The 15,153-nt window shown below is 73.0% G+C and carries 15 protein-coding genes; 6 read left to right on the top strand and 9 right to left on the bottom strand.

Features of this window, described 5'->3' with window-relative positions:
- Window positions 1-26 precede the first annotated feature (26 nt).
- The 6 genes from QEZ54_RS23865 to QEZ54_RS23840 all read right to left on the bottom strand — a co-directional run bounded on the left by QEZ54_RS23865 (window position 27) and on the right by QEZ54_RS23840 (window position 5,143).
- A complete protein-coding gene (locus QEZ54_RS23865; RefSeq protein ID WP_281306946.1) occupies window positions 27-653 on the bottom strand; it encodes a hypothetical protein in 627 nt (208 codons plus the stop codon).
- A complete protein-coding gene (locus tag QEZ54_RS23860; RefSeq protein WP_281306945.1) occupies window positions 650-1,111 on the bottom strand; it encodes a DUF427 domain-containing protein in 462 nt (153 codons plus the stop codon). The genes QEZ54_RS23865 and QEZ54_RS23860 overlap by 4 nt, the downstream gene beginning before the upstream one ends.
- A 47-nt stretch (window positions 1,112-1,158) precedes the next feature.
- The gene (gene pntB / locus QEZ54_RS23855; protein WP_281306944.1) at window positions 1,159-2,625 is read right to left on the bottom strand and encodes a Re/Si-specific NAD(P)(+) transhydrogenase subunit beta; all 1,467 of its coding nucleotides are present in this window, start codon (window positions 2,623-2,625) and stop codon (window positions 1,159-1,161) included.
- Window positions 2,626-2,632: 7 nt separating this feature from the next.
- Complete coding sequence (locus QEZ54_RS23850; RefSeq protein WP_348650564.1) at window positions 2,633-4,180, bottom strand: Re/Si-specific NAD(P)(+) transhydrogenase subunit alpha; 1,548 nt, start codon at window positions 4,178-4,180, stop codon at window positions 2,633-2,635.
- A 203-nt stretch (window positions 4,181-4,383) separates the two neighbouring features.
- Window positions 4,384-4,671, bottom strand: a complete 288-nt coding sequence (locus tag QEZ54_RS23845; protein ID WP_281306942.1) for a DUF1905 domain-containing protein — start codon at window positions 4,669-4,671, stop codon at window positions 4,384-4,386.
- A gap of 37 nt (window positions 4,672-4,708) precedes the next feature.
- Entirely contained in the window at window positions 4,709-5,143 is a 435-nt protein-coding gene (locus QEZ54_RS23840; protein ID WP_281306941.1) for a nitroreductase family deazaflavin-dependent oxidoreductase, read from the bottom strand.
- Between the two features lie 165 nt (window positions 5,144-5,308).
- On the opposite strand from QEZ54_RS23840, the gene QEZ54_RS23835 reads away from it, so the two are divergent.
- Together QEZ54_RS23835 and QEZ54_RS23830 are read left to right on the top strand one after the other, a co-directional pair.
- Window positions 5,309-6,106, top strand: coding sequence for a protein phosphatase 2C domain-containing protein (locus tag QEZ54_RS23835; protein WP_281306940.1), 798 nt, complete (start codon window positions 5,309-5,311; stop codon window positions 6,104-6,106).
- 31 nt (window positions 6,107-6,137) lie between these two features.
- Window positions 6,138-7,442, top strand: coding sequence for an alpha-hydroxy-acid oxidizing protein (locus QEZ54_RS23830; protein WP_281306939.1), 1,305 nt, complete (start codon window positions 6,138-6,140; stop codon window positions 7,440-7,442).
- Here the strand turns inward: QEZ54_RS23830 and QEZ54_RS23825 are convergent.
- A complete protein-coding gene (locus QEZ54_RS23825) occupies window positions 7,414-8,001 on the bottom strand; it encodes a TetR/AcrR family transcriptional regulator (protein WP_281306938.1) in 588 nt (195 codons plus the stop codon). The two genes, QEZ54_RS23830 and QEZ54_RS23825, sit on opposite strands and share 29 nt — an antisense overlap.
- Window positions 8,001-9,812 carry an acyl-CoA dehydrogenase gene (locus QEZ54_RS23820; protein WP_281306937.1) on the bottom strand — a complete coding sequence of 604 codons (1,812 nt, stop codon included), beginning with the start codon at window positions 9,810-9,812 and terminating at the stop codon, window positions 8,001-8,003. The genes QEZ54_RS23825 and QEZ54_RS23820 overlap by 1 nt, the downstream gene beginning before the upstream one ends.
- Before the next feature lie 259 nt (window positions 9,813-10,071).
- Here QEZ54_RS23820 and QEZ54_RS23815 point away from each other — a divergent pair, with 259 nt between their 5' ends.
- The 4 genes from QEZ54_RS23815 to QEZ54_RS23800 all read left to right on the top strand — a co-directional run bounded on the left by QEZ54_RS23815 (window position 10,072) and on the right by QEZ54_RS23800 (window position 13,718).
- Window positions 10,072-11,313 carry an EAL domain-containing protein gene (locus tag QEZ54_RS23815; protein ID WP_281306936.1) on the top strand — a complete coding sequence of 414 codons (1,242 nt, stop codon included), beginning with the start codon at window positions 10,072-10,074 and terminating at the stop codon, window positions 11,311-11,313.
- Between the two features lie 21 nt (window positions 11,314-11,334).
- Window positions 11,335-11,997: a DUF1345 domain-containing protein gene (locus QEZ54_RS23810; RefSeq protein ID WP_281306935.1), complete on the top strand. Its 663-nt coding sequence runs from the start codon at window positions 11,335-11,337 to the stop codon at window positions 11,995-11,997.
- A gap of 64 nt (window positions 11,998-12,061) precedes the next feature.
- Window positions 12,062-12,547 (top strand): hypothetical protein, encoded by a 486-nt coding sequence (locus tag QEZ54_RS23805; protein WP_281306934.1) that lies wholly within the window; start codon window positions 12,062-12,064, stop codon window positions 12,545-12,547.
- Between the two features lie 82 nt (window positions 12,548-12,629).
- Entirely contained in the window at window positions 12,630-13,718 is a 1,089-nt protein-coding gene (locus tag QEZ54_RS23800) for an AI-2E family transporter (protein WP_281306933.1), read from the top strand.
- Between the two features lie 6 nt (window positions 13,719-13,724).
- On the opposite strand, the gene QEZ54_RS23795 is transcribed toward QEZ54_RS23800, so the two are convergent.
- Window positions 13,725-15,119 carry a GGDEF domain-containing protein gene (locus QEZ54_RS23795; RefSeq protein ID WP_281306932.1) on the bottom strand — a complete coding sequence of 465 codons (1,395 nt, stop codon included), beginning with the start codon at window positions 15,117-15,119 and terminating at the stop codon, window positions 13,725-13,727.
- Between the last annotated feature and the right edge of the window lie 34 nt (window positions 15,120-15,153).

The following is a 15,153-nucleotide window of genomic DNA, read 5'->3' as shown; positions in this document are numbered from 1 at the left end:
GCCCGACCCCGCCCTGACCGCGGCGGTCACAGCGCCAGGAACGCCGCCAGCGCGCAGACGACCTCGTCGGGGATGTCGTGGCCGCCGGGGAACGGCAGCCAGTCGACGGTGTGCCCGTGCCCGGCCAGGAGGTCGCGGGTGCTCTGCCCCGCCGCGAACGGGATCTGGTCGTCTGACTCGCCGTGCGCCAGCAGGATTCTGGGGCGGCCGCCGTCGTCCAGGTGCCGCTCGGTGTCGGCGAGCAGCACCGCCGACAGCGCCGCGACCCGGTCCACACCGGAACCGGGCCCGAGCGCCACGTCCAAGGCCAGCATGCCGCCCTGCGAGAACCCGGCCAGGGACACCTGGCGTACGTCGTACCGGTGGCGCAGGTCGGTGACCAGTTCCAGGACCCGGGCGCGGGCGGCTTCGACGCCCCGGTGGCGCGGGCCGGGGGCGGCCGGGGTGCCGTGCCAGGCCCAGGTCGGCCGGTCGTCGCCGTCCAGCGGCCACCACTGGCGGCCGCCGACCGGGCTGGGCTGCGGCGCGTCGGGGACGACCACCAGCCGGTCCGGGGCGCTGAGCAGCTCCGCCAGCGCGAGCAGCCCGTCCCGGTCGTCGCCGTATCCGTGCAGCAGGACCAGCCCGGACATCACGGAAGGCACGTCGCTCACCAGCCCATGGTGCCCGGCGCGCCCTTGAACGGGCCGACCAGGTCGGCGGTGATCCAGCCGCCGTAGAAGTCGCCCGGCTGCGCCGTCACCGGCTCGCCGTCGACGGTGCACCGGTCGAACTTCGACGGGTAGAACGCGAGCAGCCCGGCCAGCTGCTCGTATCCGGCCGCGGGACGCTCGTACGACCACGCCGCCCGGCGCACCACCTCGTCGCCCACGGTCACATCCCAGTACGTCGCCGCGCCCTTGAACTCGCAGAACGACGCGTGGTCGAGGCGGCGCAGCGGCACCCGGACGTCGCCGGGCGGCACGTAGTACACGGGCGGGTGCGACGTCTCCAGCACCCGCACCGCGTCCCGGCTGTCGACCACGACCTGACCGGCGTGGGTCACCACGATGTGCCGCGGCGCGTGCTCGACGCGCGGCGGACGCGGGTAGTCCCACACCGATTCGGCCATGTGCTCGACGATAGCCCGCGGCCGGGCCCGGATGAGGGAATCCGGGCTCAGCCGACTCCGGCGAGCGCCTTCTTGCGCTCCGGCTCAGCCGCGTCGCGCTGGGTCGCCACCGCCGGGCCGAGGGCCCGGACGATGTCCTCCACCCGCGCCTTGGCGTCGCCGAACAGCATCGAGGTGTTGTCGCGGAAGAACAGCGGGTTCTGCACGCCCGCGTACCCGGCGGCCATGGACCGCTTGAACACGACCACGTGCTCGGCCTCCCACACCCGCAGCACCGGCATCCCGGCGATGGGGCTGCCCGGGTCGGCCGCGGCCGGGTTCACGGTGTCGTTGGCGCCGATGACGAGGACCACGGACGTCCTGGCGAAGTCGTCGTTGATCTCGTCCATCTCCAGGACGATGTCGTACGGCACGTTCGCCTCGGCCAGCAGCACGTTCATGTGTCCGGGCAGCCGCCCCGCGACGGGGTGGATGCCGAAGCGCACCTGCACCCCCCGGGCACGCAGCAGCCGGGTCAGCTCGGCGACCGGCCCCTGCGCCTGGGCGACGGCCATGCCGTACCCCGGCGTGATGATGACGGAGGTCGCGTCGCCCAGCAGGGCCGCGGTCTCGATCGCGCTGGTCTCGTGGTGCGTGCCGTAGTCCGTGTCGTCGGCCGGCCCGGCCTCGATGCCGAACCCGCCCGCGATGACGGAGATGAAGGACCGGTTCATGGCCTGGCACATGATGTACGACAGGTACGCGCCCGACGACCCGACGAGCGCCCCGGTGATGATGAGCAGGTTGTTGTTCAGCAGGAAGCCGGAGGCCGCCGCGGCCCAGCCGGAGTAGCTGTTGAGCATCGACACCACCACCGGCATGTCGCCGCCGCCGATGGAGGCGACCAGGTGCCAGCCCAGTGCCAGCGCCAGCACGGTGACCCCGATCAGCAGCCCGAGTGTCGGCCCGGCCACGAAGAAGCCGGTGAGCACCGCGAATCCGGCCAGGGCGCCGAGGTTGAGCAGGTTGCGGCCGGGCAGCATCAGCGGGCTGGACGACACGCGCGCCGACAGCTTCAGGTACGCCACGATCGAGCCGGTGAATGTGACGGCGCCGATGAACACCCCGACGAACACCTCGCCGTGGTGGATGCGCAGCATCGCCCCGGCCAGCTCGGTGTGGTCGGCGGCCTCGACCTCCAGGTAGCCGCTCCAGCCGACCAGCACGGCGGCCAGGCCGACGAAGCTGTGCAGGATGGCGATCAGCTCGGGCATGCCGGTCATCTGCACGACGCGGGCGCGCCACAGCCCGATCGCACCGCCGACGAGCATGGCGGCGGCGAGCACGGCTCCGGCGGTGGCGTCGATGCTGCGGGAGGCGAGCGCGACCGTCGCGATGAGAGCGACGGCCATGCCGCTGATGCCGAAGACGACCCCGGCGCGGGCGCTGTCGTGCCGGGACAGTCCGGCGAAGCTGAGGATGAACAGCAGAGCGGCGACGATGCAGGCGGCCTGCACCGCGGTGGCGGCGGTCATGGTGTGATCAGCCCTTCGAGAACATGCCGAGCATGCGCCGGGTGACGGCGAACCCGCCGACGATGTTGATGGTGGCCAGCAGAATGGCCGCGCAGGCCAGCACGGTGACGGTGGGGTCGCCGTGGCCGATCTGCAGCAGGGCGCCGACCACGATGATGCCGCTGATGGCGTTGGTGACCGACATCAGCGGGGTGTGCAGCGCGTGGTGCACCTTGCCGACGACGTAGTAGCCGATGACCACGGCGAGCACGAAGACGGTGAAGTTGCCGGCGAACTCGCGCGGCGCGAACGCGGTGACCGCGAACAGCCCGGCGGCGGCCACTCCGACCAGCGTGTACGTCCGCGACGGCTTCCGGGCGGGCACGGCCGCCGGCTGCGGCGCGGGCGGGGCCGCGGCGGGTGCGGCCGAGACCTGCACCGGCGGCGGGGGCCAGGTCTTCTCCCCGTCGCGCACGACGGTCATGCCGCGCACGATCACGTCGTCGAAGTCGACCGCCAGCCGCCCGTCCTTGCCGGGGGTGAGCAGCTTCATCAGGTTGACCAGGTTGGTGCCGTACTGCTGCGAGGCCTGGGTGGCCAGGCGCCCGGCCAGGTCGGTGTAGCCGATGATGGTGACGCCGTTGGCGGTGACGACGGCCTCGCCCGCGACCGTGCCCGCGACGTTGCCGCCCTGGGCGGCGGCCATGTCGACGATGACGCTGCCGGGCCGCATGCTCGCCACCTGCTCGGCGGTGATCAGCTTCGGGGCGGGGCGGCCCGGGATCAGCGCGGTGGTGATGATGATGTCGACGTCGGCGGCCTGCTCGGTGTAGAGGTCGGCGGCGCGGCGGTCGTACTCGGCGGAGGTCTGCTTGGCGTAGCCGTCGGTGCTGGACTCCTGCGCGGCGGCGACGGTCAGGAAGTCACCGCCCAGCGAGCGGACCTGCTCGGCGACCTCGGGGCGCGGATCGGTGGCGCGGACGATCGCGCCGAGGCTCTTGGCGGCGCCGATCGCGGCCAGCCCGGCGACCCCGGCCCCGGCGACCAGGACCTTGGCCGGCGGGACCTTGCCGGCCGCGGTCACCTGGCCGGCGAAGAAGCGGCCGAACGCGTGCGCGGCCTCGACCACGGCCCGGTAGCCCGCGATGTTGGCCATCGAGCTGAGCACGTCCATCGACTGGGCCCGGGAGATGCGCGGCACCGCGTCCATGGCCAGCACGGTGACCGGGCGCCGGGCGAGGGCGTCGACCAGCTCGGGACGGATCGCCGGGCCGATGAGGCTGATCAGGGTCGTGGCAGGGCGCAGTCTGGCGATCTCGTCGGGCGTGGGCGGGTCGATCTTGACGATGACGTCGGCCTGCCAGCATTCGTCCCGGTCGCAGATCTTCGCGCCGGCGGCGGTGTACGCCTCGTCGGCGAAGCTCGCCCGGGCACCGGCGCCGGATTCGACCTCCACTTCGTACCCGAGGTCCACCAGCGCTCTGACCGTCGCCGGGGTCGCCGCCACGCGGGTCTCGCCCGCCGCCGACTCCGCCACCACGGCCAGCCGCTGGGCTGCCCCCTCCGGCACGGGCATGTCCTGGCCCGGCCGCTGCATGCCGCGTTGCATGCCGCCCTGCTGCTCCACTGCCTCTCCCGTCGCACAGTGGCCCCGAACTGGATCGAGGCCACGGTCCATGGTGTGGGCCGACAGGCGGCGACGTCAATGAACGCGCGGGTTGAACAGGTCACTCCGACCGGATGTCCGATGACGACACCCGGCCGCTATCCTGGGCCGCGTCAGATGTCGACGCCGAGCCGGATGGTGACCGTGTCGCCCAGTTCCAGCCGCTCGGCCCGGCGCACCGAGGCCTTGACGGGGACGAGGTAGCCGCCGTCCTTGGGCCACAGCGAGGTGGTCCAGTCGGTCGCGCCGATCCGCGCGGTGACCGGGATCATGCCCCAGCCGTAGGTCACCTGTGCCGAGGCCGCTTCGAGCGCGGCCGACTGCTCGTCCGGCACGGTGACGAAGTGCCACGGCGCCGGGCCCCGCCAGAACCAGATCTCGCCCTCGAATCGCAGCTCCATGCGGCACAGGATAGGGGCCGGGTCCGACGGACGCGGCTCAGGACGGGTCGAGGACGAAGACCGGGATCTCGCGGCCGGTCTTCTTCCGGAACGACTCGTAGGTCGGGAAGGCTTCGACGGCCCGGCGCCACCACTGGTCCCGCTCGGCCCCGCTGACCAGGCGCGCCTTGTACTCCTTGCGTACCGGCCCGTCCTGCAGCATGACCGTCTGGTTGGTCGCGATGTTGTGGTACCAGTCCGGGTTGTTCGGGGCTCCGCCGACCGACGCGACCAGGGCGTAGCTGCCGTCGTGCTCGACGCGCATCAGCGGGGTCTTGCGGATCTTGCCGGACCTGGCGCCCCGCATCGTCACGATGACCACGGGCTTGCCCATGAGCTTGTTGCCCTTGGCACCGTCGCTGGCCTCATACGCGGCGACCTGCTTCGCCGAGCTCGCCCAGGTACCCGGCACATATTCCCCCGTAAGGTCCATTCGGAACATATTACTGTAATCGGACATTTACCCGAACCGAGGGTGCCTGTCAGGCGAGACATCGACGGTATGCTCACCTCCGCCTCGACGTGCGGAGAGGGGTACGACGTGTCTGGACCCGGCGGTCCCGGGCGGCGGCGCGCGGGAGCGGCCGTACAGGTGGGCATGGCGACCAGCGGCCAGGAGCCCGGCCGGGTCAATGAGGACTTCGCCGGGGCGGTCGCGCACGCCGTGGTGCTGCTCGACGGGGCGGGGATCCGGGGCGCCGAGGCGATCTGCCGCCACGGCGTCGCCTGGTACACCCACCGCCTGGGCGGCGCGCTGCTGCACCGCCTGTCGGTCGACGACGGCCGCGACCTGGCCGAGCTGCTGGCCGAGGCGATCGGCGAGCTGACCGACGCGCACCGCGACACCTGCGACGTGACCGACCCGAGCAGCCCGTCGGCCACCGTGGCCATGCTGCGCTTCGACGCCGAACAGGTCGAATACCTGCTGCTCGGCGACAGTGTGATCCTGCTCGACCGGATCGGCCGCGAGCCCCTGGTCGTCACCGACCGGCGGGAGGTGGAGTTCCGGCAGCCGCTGCTGGACGCGCTCGGCGCGCACGAGCCGGGCTCGGCCGCGTACGAGCGGGTGCGGGCGGAGGGGGTGTCCGTGATGCGGGCCAACCGCAACCACCCGGGCGGCTTCTGGGTGGCCAAGGACGAGCCGGGCGCGGCCGCCGAGGCGGTCACCGGCAGCCTGCCGGTGACCGGGTTGACCGCCGCGGCGCTGCTCAGCAACGGGGCCAGCCGCATCGCCGACCGGTACGCCCTGGCCGACTGGCCCGAGGTGCTGAGCCTGCTCGGCACGCACGGCCCGGCCGAGGTCGTCGACCGGGTACGGGAGGCCGAGCGCCGCCCAGGTGGCGCGGCCCCCGACGACGCGACGGTCGCCTACTGCGTACTGCCCCGGTTACCATGACCGCCCCACCCGCCGCCAGCGAGGAACAGCCATGACCGACCCCTCTCCCACCGACCCGGCGCTGCCCGGCGGCGGTTTCGGCAGGCAGCGCCAGGGCGCGGTCTACCGCGACGGCGTCAGCGGCCGGACCCCGGCGGTGCCGACCGCCTACCCGGCACTGCGGGAGCGGGCCGAGCGGATGCTGTCGCGCAAGGCGTACGCCTATGCGGCGGGCAGTGCCGGCATGGAGTCCACCGACGCGGCCAACCGCGCGGCGTTCGACCGGTGGCGGATCGTGCCCCGGATGCTGCGCGACGTGTCGGCCCGGGACACCTCGGTGGAGCTGCTCGGTCGGCGGCTCGAATCGCCGCTGCTGCTGGCCCCGATCGGGGTGCTGGAGCTGGCGCACACCGGGGCCGACGTCGCGGTGGCGCGGGCGGCCGCCGCCGAAGGAGTCCCCTACATCCTGTCCACGCAGGCGTCGCGGCCGATGGAGGAGGTCGCGGCGGCGACGGGCGCGGCGCCGCGCTGGTTCCAGCTGTACTGGAGCCGGTCGGAGGAGCTGGTCGGCAGTTTCCTGGCGCGAGCCGAGGCGGCCGGGTGCGAGGCGCTGGTGGTCACCCTCGACACCACGCTGCTGGGCTGGCGCGCCCGCGACCTGGACCTCGGGTCGCTGCCGTTCAGCCGGGGGCAGGGCATCGCGCAGTACACGAGCGATCCGGTGTTCCGGCGGCTGGCCGCCGAGCGGGCCGCCCAGCCGAAGACCGGCCCGGCGCCGCGGGTCACCCCGGCGGCGATCGGCTCGCTGGTCTCGATCGCCCGCCGCCATCCGGGCCCCACCCTGCGCAATCTCGTGTCGCCGCTGCCCAGGGCGGCCGTGGAGACGTTCCTGGACCTCTTCTCGCGCCAGGATCTGACCTGGGGCGATCTGGCGCGGCTGCGGGCGCGCACGAAGCTGCCGATCGTGCTCAAGGGCCTGCAGCACCCCGACGACGCCCGCCGGGCCCTCGACGCCGGGATGGACGGTGTGATCGTGTCCAACCACGGCGGACGGCAGGTCGACGGCGCGACCGGTTCGCTGGACGCGCTGCCCGGGATCGTGGACGCGGTCGGCGGGCGGGTGCCGGTGCTGTTCGACAGCGGCGTGCGCGGCGGCGCCGACGTCGTCAAGGCGCTGGCGCTGGGCGCGCGGGCGGTGTGCGTGGGCCGCCCCTACTTCTACGGCCTGGCACTGGCCGGGGAGCAGGGCGTACGCGAGGTGATCCGGAACCTGCGCGCCGAACTGGACCTGACCATGGCCCTGGCCGGGTGCGCGTCCCTGGCCGACCTCACGCCGGAGCTGCTGGTCCGCGCGTGAGGCCGGTGAAGACCACCGCGCACATCTCGGCCGAGATCTGCGCCGGGGTCTTGGGGCCGTCCGCGCGGTACCAGGTCGGCATGCTCGTGGTGACTCCGAAGATCATCCACGAGATCGTCTCGGGGGACGCCTCGGCGGAGAAGTCGCCGCGCCGCTGCCCGTCGCGGATGACCTCGCGGACCAGGTCCAGGTAGCGGCGCCAGCGGTCGCGCAGGGTCTGCCAGTGCGCGTGGTCCAGGCGGCTGGACTCCCGGCTGAAGATCGTGGCGGCGGTGATGTGCTCGGCGGTGCTGGCCACGACGTCGGCGACGATCGCGCGCAGCGCCGCCTCCGGCGCCAGCCCGCGGGCCAGGATCGCCTCCAAACCCGCGAGCTGCGCCGCCAGCACCGAGCCGTAGATCTCGAAGAGCAGCTCCTCCTTGGACGGGAAGTAGTAGTAGAAGCTGCCCTTGGTGACCCCGGCCCGGTTGACGACCTGCTGCACGGACGCGCCGTCGTAGCCCGCCTCGGCGAAGACGCTGATGGCGGCGGCGACCAGGCGCGAGCGCGCGTCGTCCATCAGAAGGCGTCCGCCGGTACGTCCATCAGGGCGTTGTCGGTCCGCTCCAGCACCGCCCGCCGCGCGGACAGCTCCGGCAGCACGGTGGTGGCGAAGAACCGGGCCACGGCGAGCTTGCCGGTGTAGAAGGCGGTCTCGGTGCCGCCCGCGGCCAGCGCGGCACCCGCCACGGCCGCCTGCCTGGTGAGCAGGTAGCCGATGAGCAGGTCGCCGAAGCTGAGCAGCAGCCGGGTGGTGTTCTGACCGACGCGGTATATCTCGGTCGGGCTCTCGGCGGAGTCGCGCGTCCAGCCGAGCATGGTCGCGGCCATGGCCCGCACCTCGGCCAGCGCCTCGCGCAGCGCGGCGGCCTCGGTCTTGAGTTCGCCGCGCTGCTCCAGCCCGCTCACGAACTCGTCGATCTCGCCGGTGACCAGGTCGAAGGCGACCCGCCGGTCGCGCACCACCTTGCGGAAGAAGAAGTCCTGGCCCTGGATGCCGGTCGTGCCCTCGTACAGCGTGTCGATCTTCGTGTCGCGCAGGTACTGCTCCATCGGGTAGTCCTGCAGGAAGCCGGAGCCGCCGAGGGTTTGCAGCGACAGCGACAGCAGCTCGTAGGACCGCTCCGAGCCCACGCCCTTGACGATGGGCAGCAGCAGGTCGTTCACGCTGGCGCCGAGCTCGTGGCCGCGGTCGAGCCAGTCGGCGGTGTAGAGGTAGACCGCGCGCAGGCCCTCGGCGTACGCCTTCTGCAGCATGAGCATGCGGCGCACGTCGGGGTGGTGGTCGATGGTGACGCGCGGGGCGGTCTTGTCGGTCATCCGGGTCAGGTCGGCGCCCTGCACCCGCTGGCGGGCGTAGTCGAGCGCGTTGAGGTACCCGGTCGACAGGGCGGCGATCGCCTTGACGCCGACCTGCATCCGGGCCGACTCGATCACCTTGAACATCTGCGCGATGCCGTCGTGCACGTCGCCGACCAGCCACCCCTTGGCCGGCACGCCGTGCGCGCCGAACGTCAGCTCGCAGGTGGTGGAGACCTTCAGGCCCATCTTGTGCTCGACGTTGGTGACGAACACGCCGTTGCGCTCACCCAGCTCGCCGGTCTGCGGGTCGACGTGGAACTTGGGCACCAGGAACATGGACAGCCCCTTGGTGCCCGGGCCGCCCGCGCCGGGCGTGTCCACCGGCCGGGCCAGCACGAAGTGCATGATGTTGTCGGCCATGTCGTGCTCGGCCGAGGTGATGAACCGCTTGACGCCCTCGATGTGCCAGGAGCCGTCGGGCTGCGGGACCGCGCGGGTGCGCCCGGCGCCGACATCGGAGCCCGCGTCGGGCTCGGTCAGCACCATGGTCGCGCCCCAGCCGTTCTCGATCATGTATTCGGCGATGCGGCGCTGGTCCGGGGTGCCCATGGTGTGCAGCAGGCCGCCGAAGGCGGGGCCGCCGCCGTACATGTAGACGGGTGCGTTGCCGCCCTGGACCAGCTCGATCAGGGCCCACCACAGGGCCCGGGGCGCGGCGGTGCCGCCCGCCTCGACCGGCAGGTCCAGCCGCCAGAACTCGGCGTCCATGTAGGCCCGGTAGGCCCGGCGCAGCGACTCGGGCATGGTCACCGAGTAGGTGGCGGGGTCGTAGCGGGGCGGGTTGCGGTCGCCGTCGGCGTACGAGTCGGAGATGACGCCGGTGGCGAGCCGGTCGACCTCGTCCAGCATCGTCGCGGCCGTCTGCCCGTCGAGCTCGGCGAACCGGCCGTGCCCGAGGGCGGCTCCGGTGCCGAGCACCTCGAACAGGTTGAAGCGGAGGTCGCGCACGTTGCTGCGGTAGTGGCTCATCTGCGGCATCTCCCAGGAGTCCGGCCGGTGACGCCTCCGATCCCACCCCGCAGGCGCCGCCCTGTCAATACTGACCGGTCGGTATGTGCCCCGCACCCGCCGCGCGACGTGCGGCTTCGCGGAAAGTGCACGAATAATGCGGCGCTTTCGCGCACTTTCCCCGAAACCATACGAACCCCCCACTACCCTGAGACACGAGCACCGCAAGAAAGATCAACTTTGTCGCCGACCGGGCGGGCACGCCCCTGGGGAGTCGTCTATGGCCGAGGGTCGATCCTCGGAGGCCGAGTTCGACGCGGTCATCTCCCGCGCCGCGCTCTACCCCGTGTTCCAGCCGGTCGTGGACCTGGGCACGGGCGACACCGTCGGCTTCGAGGCGCTGATCCGCGGGCCCTCCGGCACCGCCTTCGCCACGCCGGAGCGGCTGTTCCGGCAGGGCGCCAAGGCGGGTCGGCTGGCCGAGCTGGACTGGATCTGCCGCGCCGCGGTGTGCCGGGCCGCCATCGCCTCCTGCCTGCCGCCGCACGTGCCGCTGTTCGTCAACACCGAACCGGCCGCGCTGGCCACCCCGGCCCCCGCCCAGCTCGCCGAGACGTTCCAGGCGGCGGCCGAGCAGCTGCAGGTGGTGGTCGAGATCTCGGCCCGGTCGCTGGCCGAGGACCCCGCCGGGCTGCTCGCGGCGATCTCGGGGGTACGCGAATCGGGCCTGCGCGTCGTGCTGGAGGACGTCGGCGACGACAGCGCGCTGGCCATGCTGCCGCTGCTCAGCCCGGACGTGATCAAGTTCGACCGGGCCATCGTCCAGGACCGCACCACGCCCACGGTGTCGGCCGTGGTCAACGCGGTGCTCGCCGAGGCCGAGCGGACCGGGGCGACGGTGGTCGCCGAGGGCATCGAGTCGGAGCAGCACCTGGCCACGGCCCGGGCCATGGGCGCGACGCTGGGCCAGGGCTGGTTCTTCGGCCGGCCCGAGCCGCTGCCGGAGGAGCTGCCCGCGCCGGGCCGCGACCTGTCCCGGGTGCCGGTGGGCGCGGCGGCGAACACGCCGTTCACGGCGGCCGCCGGGCAGCGGCCCGTCCACCGCACCGACCGCGACAACCTATACCACCTCAGCCGCCACCTGGAGAACCAGTGCCTCCGGCTGACCGAGCCGCCCGTGCTGCTGGCCGCGTTCCAGCACGCGGACCGCTTCGACCAGCCGACCCGCGAGAGGTACGCGCCGCTGGCCGAGCGGTCGGCGCTGACCGCGGTGTTCGCGGGCGGGCTGGCCGACACGCTCGACGACGACCTGAGCGGCGTCCCGCTGACCGAGGACGACCCGCTGACCCGTGAGTGGACGGTGGTCGTGCTGGGCGCCGACTTCGCGGGCGGCCTGTTCGGCACCGAGCGGGACGAGGGCTCGTTCGACTACGTGCTCACCTACGACCGCCGCGTGGTGGTCGAGGCGGCCCGGCCGCTGCTGCGCCGGATGCTGCCGACGCGGCCGCAGACGTTCTGGTGAGGCTGGTCAGGTCAGCGGCGCATGAGGGCCTCGCACCGGCTGATGGGCCGCCACGCACCGGCGCTGCGCCGCGCCTTCACGGCCGTCTGCCTCGGGGTCGCCACGGCGGCGACGGTCATGACCGTCGCGACGTGGCGGATCGCCCTGGTCTGCGGCTGGGACGCCACCGCGCTGGCCTTCCTCGCCGCCGTCTGGCCGATGGTGCTCACCTCGGACGCGCACGCCACCGAGGAGATGGCCTCCCGTGAGGACGACACCCGCACCGCGGCCACGCTGGTGCTGCTGGCGGCCAGCGTCGGCAGCATCCTGGGCGTCGCGGCGACCCTGCCCTCGGCGGCGGACGAACACGGCCCGCGCAAGGGTGCGCTGATCGCGCTGGCGGTGGTCACGATCCTGCTGTCGTGGGTGGTGGTCAACACCGTCTTCCTGCTGCGCTACGCCGACCTGCAGTACTCGCCGGACAGCACCGGCATCGACTTCGGCCCGAGCACCGGCGCGCACCCCACCTACCTGGACTTCGCCTACCTCGCGTTCACCATCGGCATGACCTACCAGGTGTCGGACACGGCGATCCGCGATCCGCGCATCCGGCGCACGATCATCGTGCACTCGCTGCTGTCGTACCTGTTCGGGGTGGTGATCGTGGCGGGCGCGATCAACCTGTTCGCCGGGCTGATCCGCTGAGGCGGTGTCGGCATGGCGTCTCGGCGGCGGGCGGTCGCCGGCCTCAGCCATAGCATCGACGGGTATGAAGTTGCGAATCGCCCTCGCCACCGCCGCCGCGGTGCTCGTCTCGATCTTCGTGGCGCCCGCCGCCGCCAACGCCGCCCCCGACTCCATCGCCTGCTCCGCCGCGGGCAGCTACAGCCGGGTCATCGGCGGCACCCCCACCACGTTCTGGCTGGTCGGCACCGTCGGCAGCTACCGCTACTGGCACGTCGTGCTGCCGACCGGCGGTGAGCTCTACCAGCGCAGCTACGTCGTACGCTGCAGCGGCGACACCATCGCCTGGTCGGCCGACCTCAACCCGACCAGCGGCAACGCCGACCGCTGCCCCGGCACCACCTCGACCGTGCTGGAGCAGTACGTCGGCTCCCGCACCGGCCTGGTCCCGTTCCTGTCCTGGTACCTGGAGTACGACTACCACTACTGGCACATCAAGAAGTGGGTCTGGATCGGCACCTACGGCGCCTGGGTCTACGACCACTCCGAGGTCGGCTACTGCCTGACCTGATCCGGGCCGGTGCCGCGGTGCCCCGGCCCGCGGCACCGCCGCCCACGTTTGGGCGGCGGCCCGGCCGGGGAAACCACACTCGGTGACGAACCGACGACGGATCACCCGGTCTGACGTCTTCGGCTGGGCGGTGGCCGCCGCCTGCGGGGTGGCGCTGGTCGGGCTCGGCCTGGCCGCGATTTGGGCGGTACGCGGCATCCTGGTCCTGGTCCTGGTGTCGCTGTTCGTGGCGGTGAGCCTGGATCCGGCGGTGCGCTGGCTGGTCCGCCACCACGTGCGCCGCCCGTACGCGGTTACCGTGATCCTGCTGGCCGTGCTCGCCTTCGTCGGCGCGCTGCTCGCCGGGATCGGACCGCCGCTGGCGCGCCAGGCCGGCGAGCTGGGCACGGACCTGCCCGGCTACATCGACTCCCTCGACGAGCGCTCGCGGGCCTTCCGCGAGCTGAGCGCCCGCTACGGCCTCGGCGACCGGCTCAACGAACTGGCCGCGTCGGTGCCCGAACGGCTGGGCACCAGCCTGCTCAGCCTGTTCCAGACGTTCCTCGGCGGGCTGGCCGCCGCGCTGACCGTGCTGGTGCTGTCGCTGTACTTCCTGGCCGACATGCCCCGGCTGCGGCGCCGGGTACAGCTCATGGCGCCCGACCGCTACCGCGAGCGCACCCGGCGCATCGTCGACACGACGGTGGACAAGGTCGGCTCGTACATGATCGGCAACCTGTTCATCTCGCTGATCGCCGGCATCGTCGCCTACCTCGGCCTGGTGCTGCTCCAGGTGCCGTTCGCGCTGCCGCTGGCGCTGGTCGTGGCGGTGACCGACCTGATCCCGCTGATCGGCGCGACCCTGGGCACCGCGGTCTGCGGCATCGTCGCCGCGATCGCCGCGGGCGTGTGGCCGACGGCGGTCGGGATCGTCGGCTGGCTGCTGGTGTACCAGCAGATCGAGAACTACTGGATCGTGCCCCGGGTGATGAAGCGCAGCCTGGACATGCCGTCGCTGGCGGTGCTGCTGGCCAGCCTGCTCGGGGCGGGGCTGCTGGGCCTGGTCGGCGCGCTGATGGCGATCCCGATCGCGGCCACCGTCAAGGCCGTCCTGGTCGAGCTGCGCACCCCGCTGCCGCCGGAGCACCCGCCCGCCCCGGCCGATCCCCAGGGCGGCCCGCCGACCGGCTAGGCCGGCTCAGACCGCCAGCCGCACCTCGACCTGGTCGTCCTCCTTGGCCAGGTACATCGCCTCGTCGGCGCGGCGCAGCGTCGCCTCGGCGGGCTCGTCCTGGCGGCGCAGGGCCACCCCGACGCTGATGCCGTTCCCGACGCCGTGCGCGGCGGCCGCCAGCCGCCGGGCGATGCGCACCGCCTCCGCCTCGTCGGGCACGTCGAGCACCGCGACGAACTCGTCGCCGCCGACCCGGAACACCTCGTCCCCGGCCCGCAGCGCGTCGCGCAGCGCATCGGCGAGCCGGATCAGGAGCTGGTCCCCGGCGGCGTGGCCGAGGGTGTCGTTGACCTGCTTGAAGTCGTCGACGTCGATCACCAGCAGCGCGGTGCGCCCGGCGCTGGCCGCGGCGAGCCGCTCGGTGAACGGGCCGAGGTGCGGCAGGCCGGTCAGCGGGTCCGAGTCGGCCAGATCCCGCAGCCGCGCCAGGTGGTAGAGGCGCTCGTAGCACATCGCGGCGTTGGCCATGAGCAGCTCCAGCACGCTCACCACGGTCGGGTCGACCCCGATGGCGAGCTGGTCCATCACCAGCATCGCGGCGTCGGCGAGCGGGCTCTTGACGCCGATGCCCCGTACCGGCACGGCGATGAGGGTGCGCACCCCCGCGTCCACCAGCTGCTCGAACCCGCGCGCGTCGATCAGGCTCGGGTCGCCCAGCGTCTGCGAGGCGCCGTGGCGGCACACCGCGTCGATCATCTCCGACAGCCCGCGCCGGTCGAGCTTCGCCAGGTGCTCCGTCAGCGGCGCGCCCCCGGGGACGGTGTAGCTCATGCCGAGGGCGAGATCCGGTGACAGCCAGGTGCTGGTGTCGGCGACCCGGCGTACCAGCAGCGCCGCGCTGGACAGCCCGGAGGTCTCGACGGCCGCCCGGCAGGCCAGCTCGGCGAGCACTCGCCGGTCCTGCGCGGCGGCGAAGGCCAGCGTGTGGCGCAGCAGCCGCTCGGCCCCGGATTCGGCGGGCGGACCGCCGAGTTCGGCGATGCGCGCGCCCAGCCGCAGGGCGATCTCGGTCAGCTCCCCGCGCCAGCGGCCGAGCCCCGGCACCAGCCGGTCGAACTCCAGGTTGAGCACGCCCATCGGGCCCAGCGACGGGCAGCTGATCGGGGCGCACACCACGGAGCCGACGGGGCGGCGGTGGTGCAGGCCGGCGTAGGCGATGGACGCGTCGCCGATGGAGACGGTACGGCCGGTGGCCAGCACCCGGCCGACGATGCCGTAGTGCACCGGCACGCTGTGCGGGGCCTGCCAGGCGCCGCCGCTGGCGACCAGCGACAGGTGGCCGCCGTTCAGGAGCAGGACGTCGACCGGGGCGCGGGTGCGGGCGTTGAGCACCGAGACGACCGTGTTGCAGGCGCGCATCGCCGAGTCGCAGTCGGCTATGGCCGCGACGACC

This window comes from Catellatospora sp. KI3, assembly GCF_029948125.1.
GTDB lineage: Bacteria > Actinomycetota > Actinomycetes > Mycobacteriales > Micromonosporaceae > Catellatospora.
The sequence above is the reverse complement of the archived record's forward strand: the minus strand, read 5'-3'. Positions and strand labels throughout refer to the sequence as shown.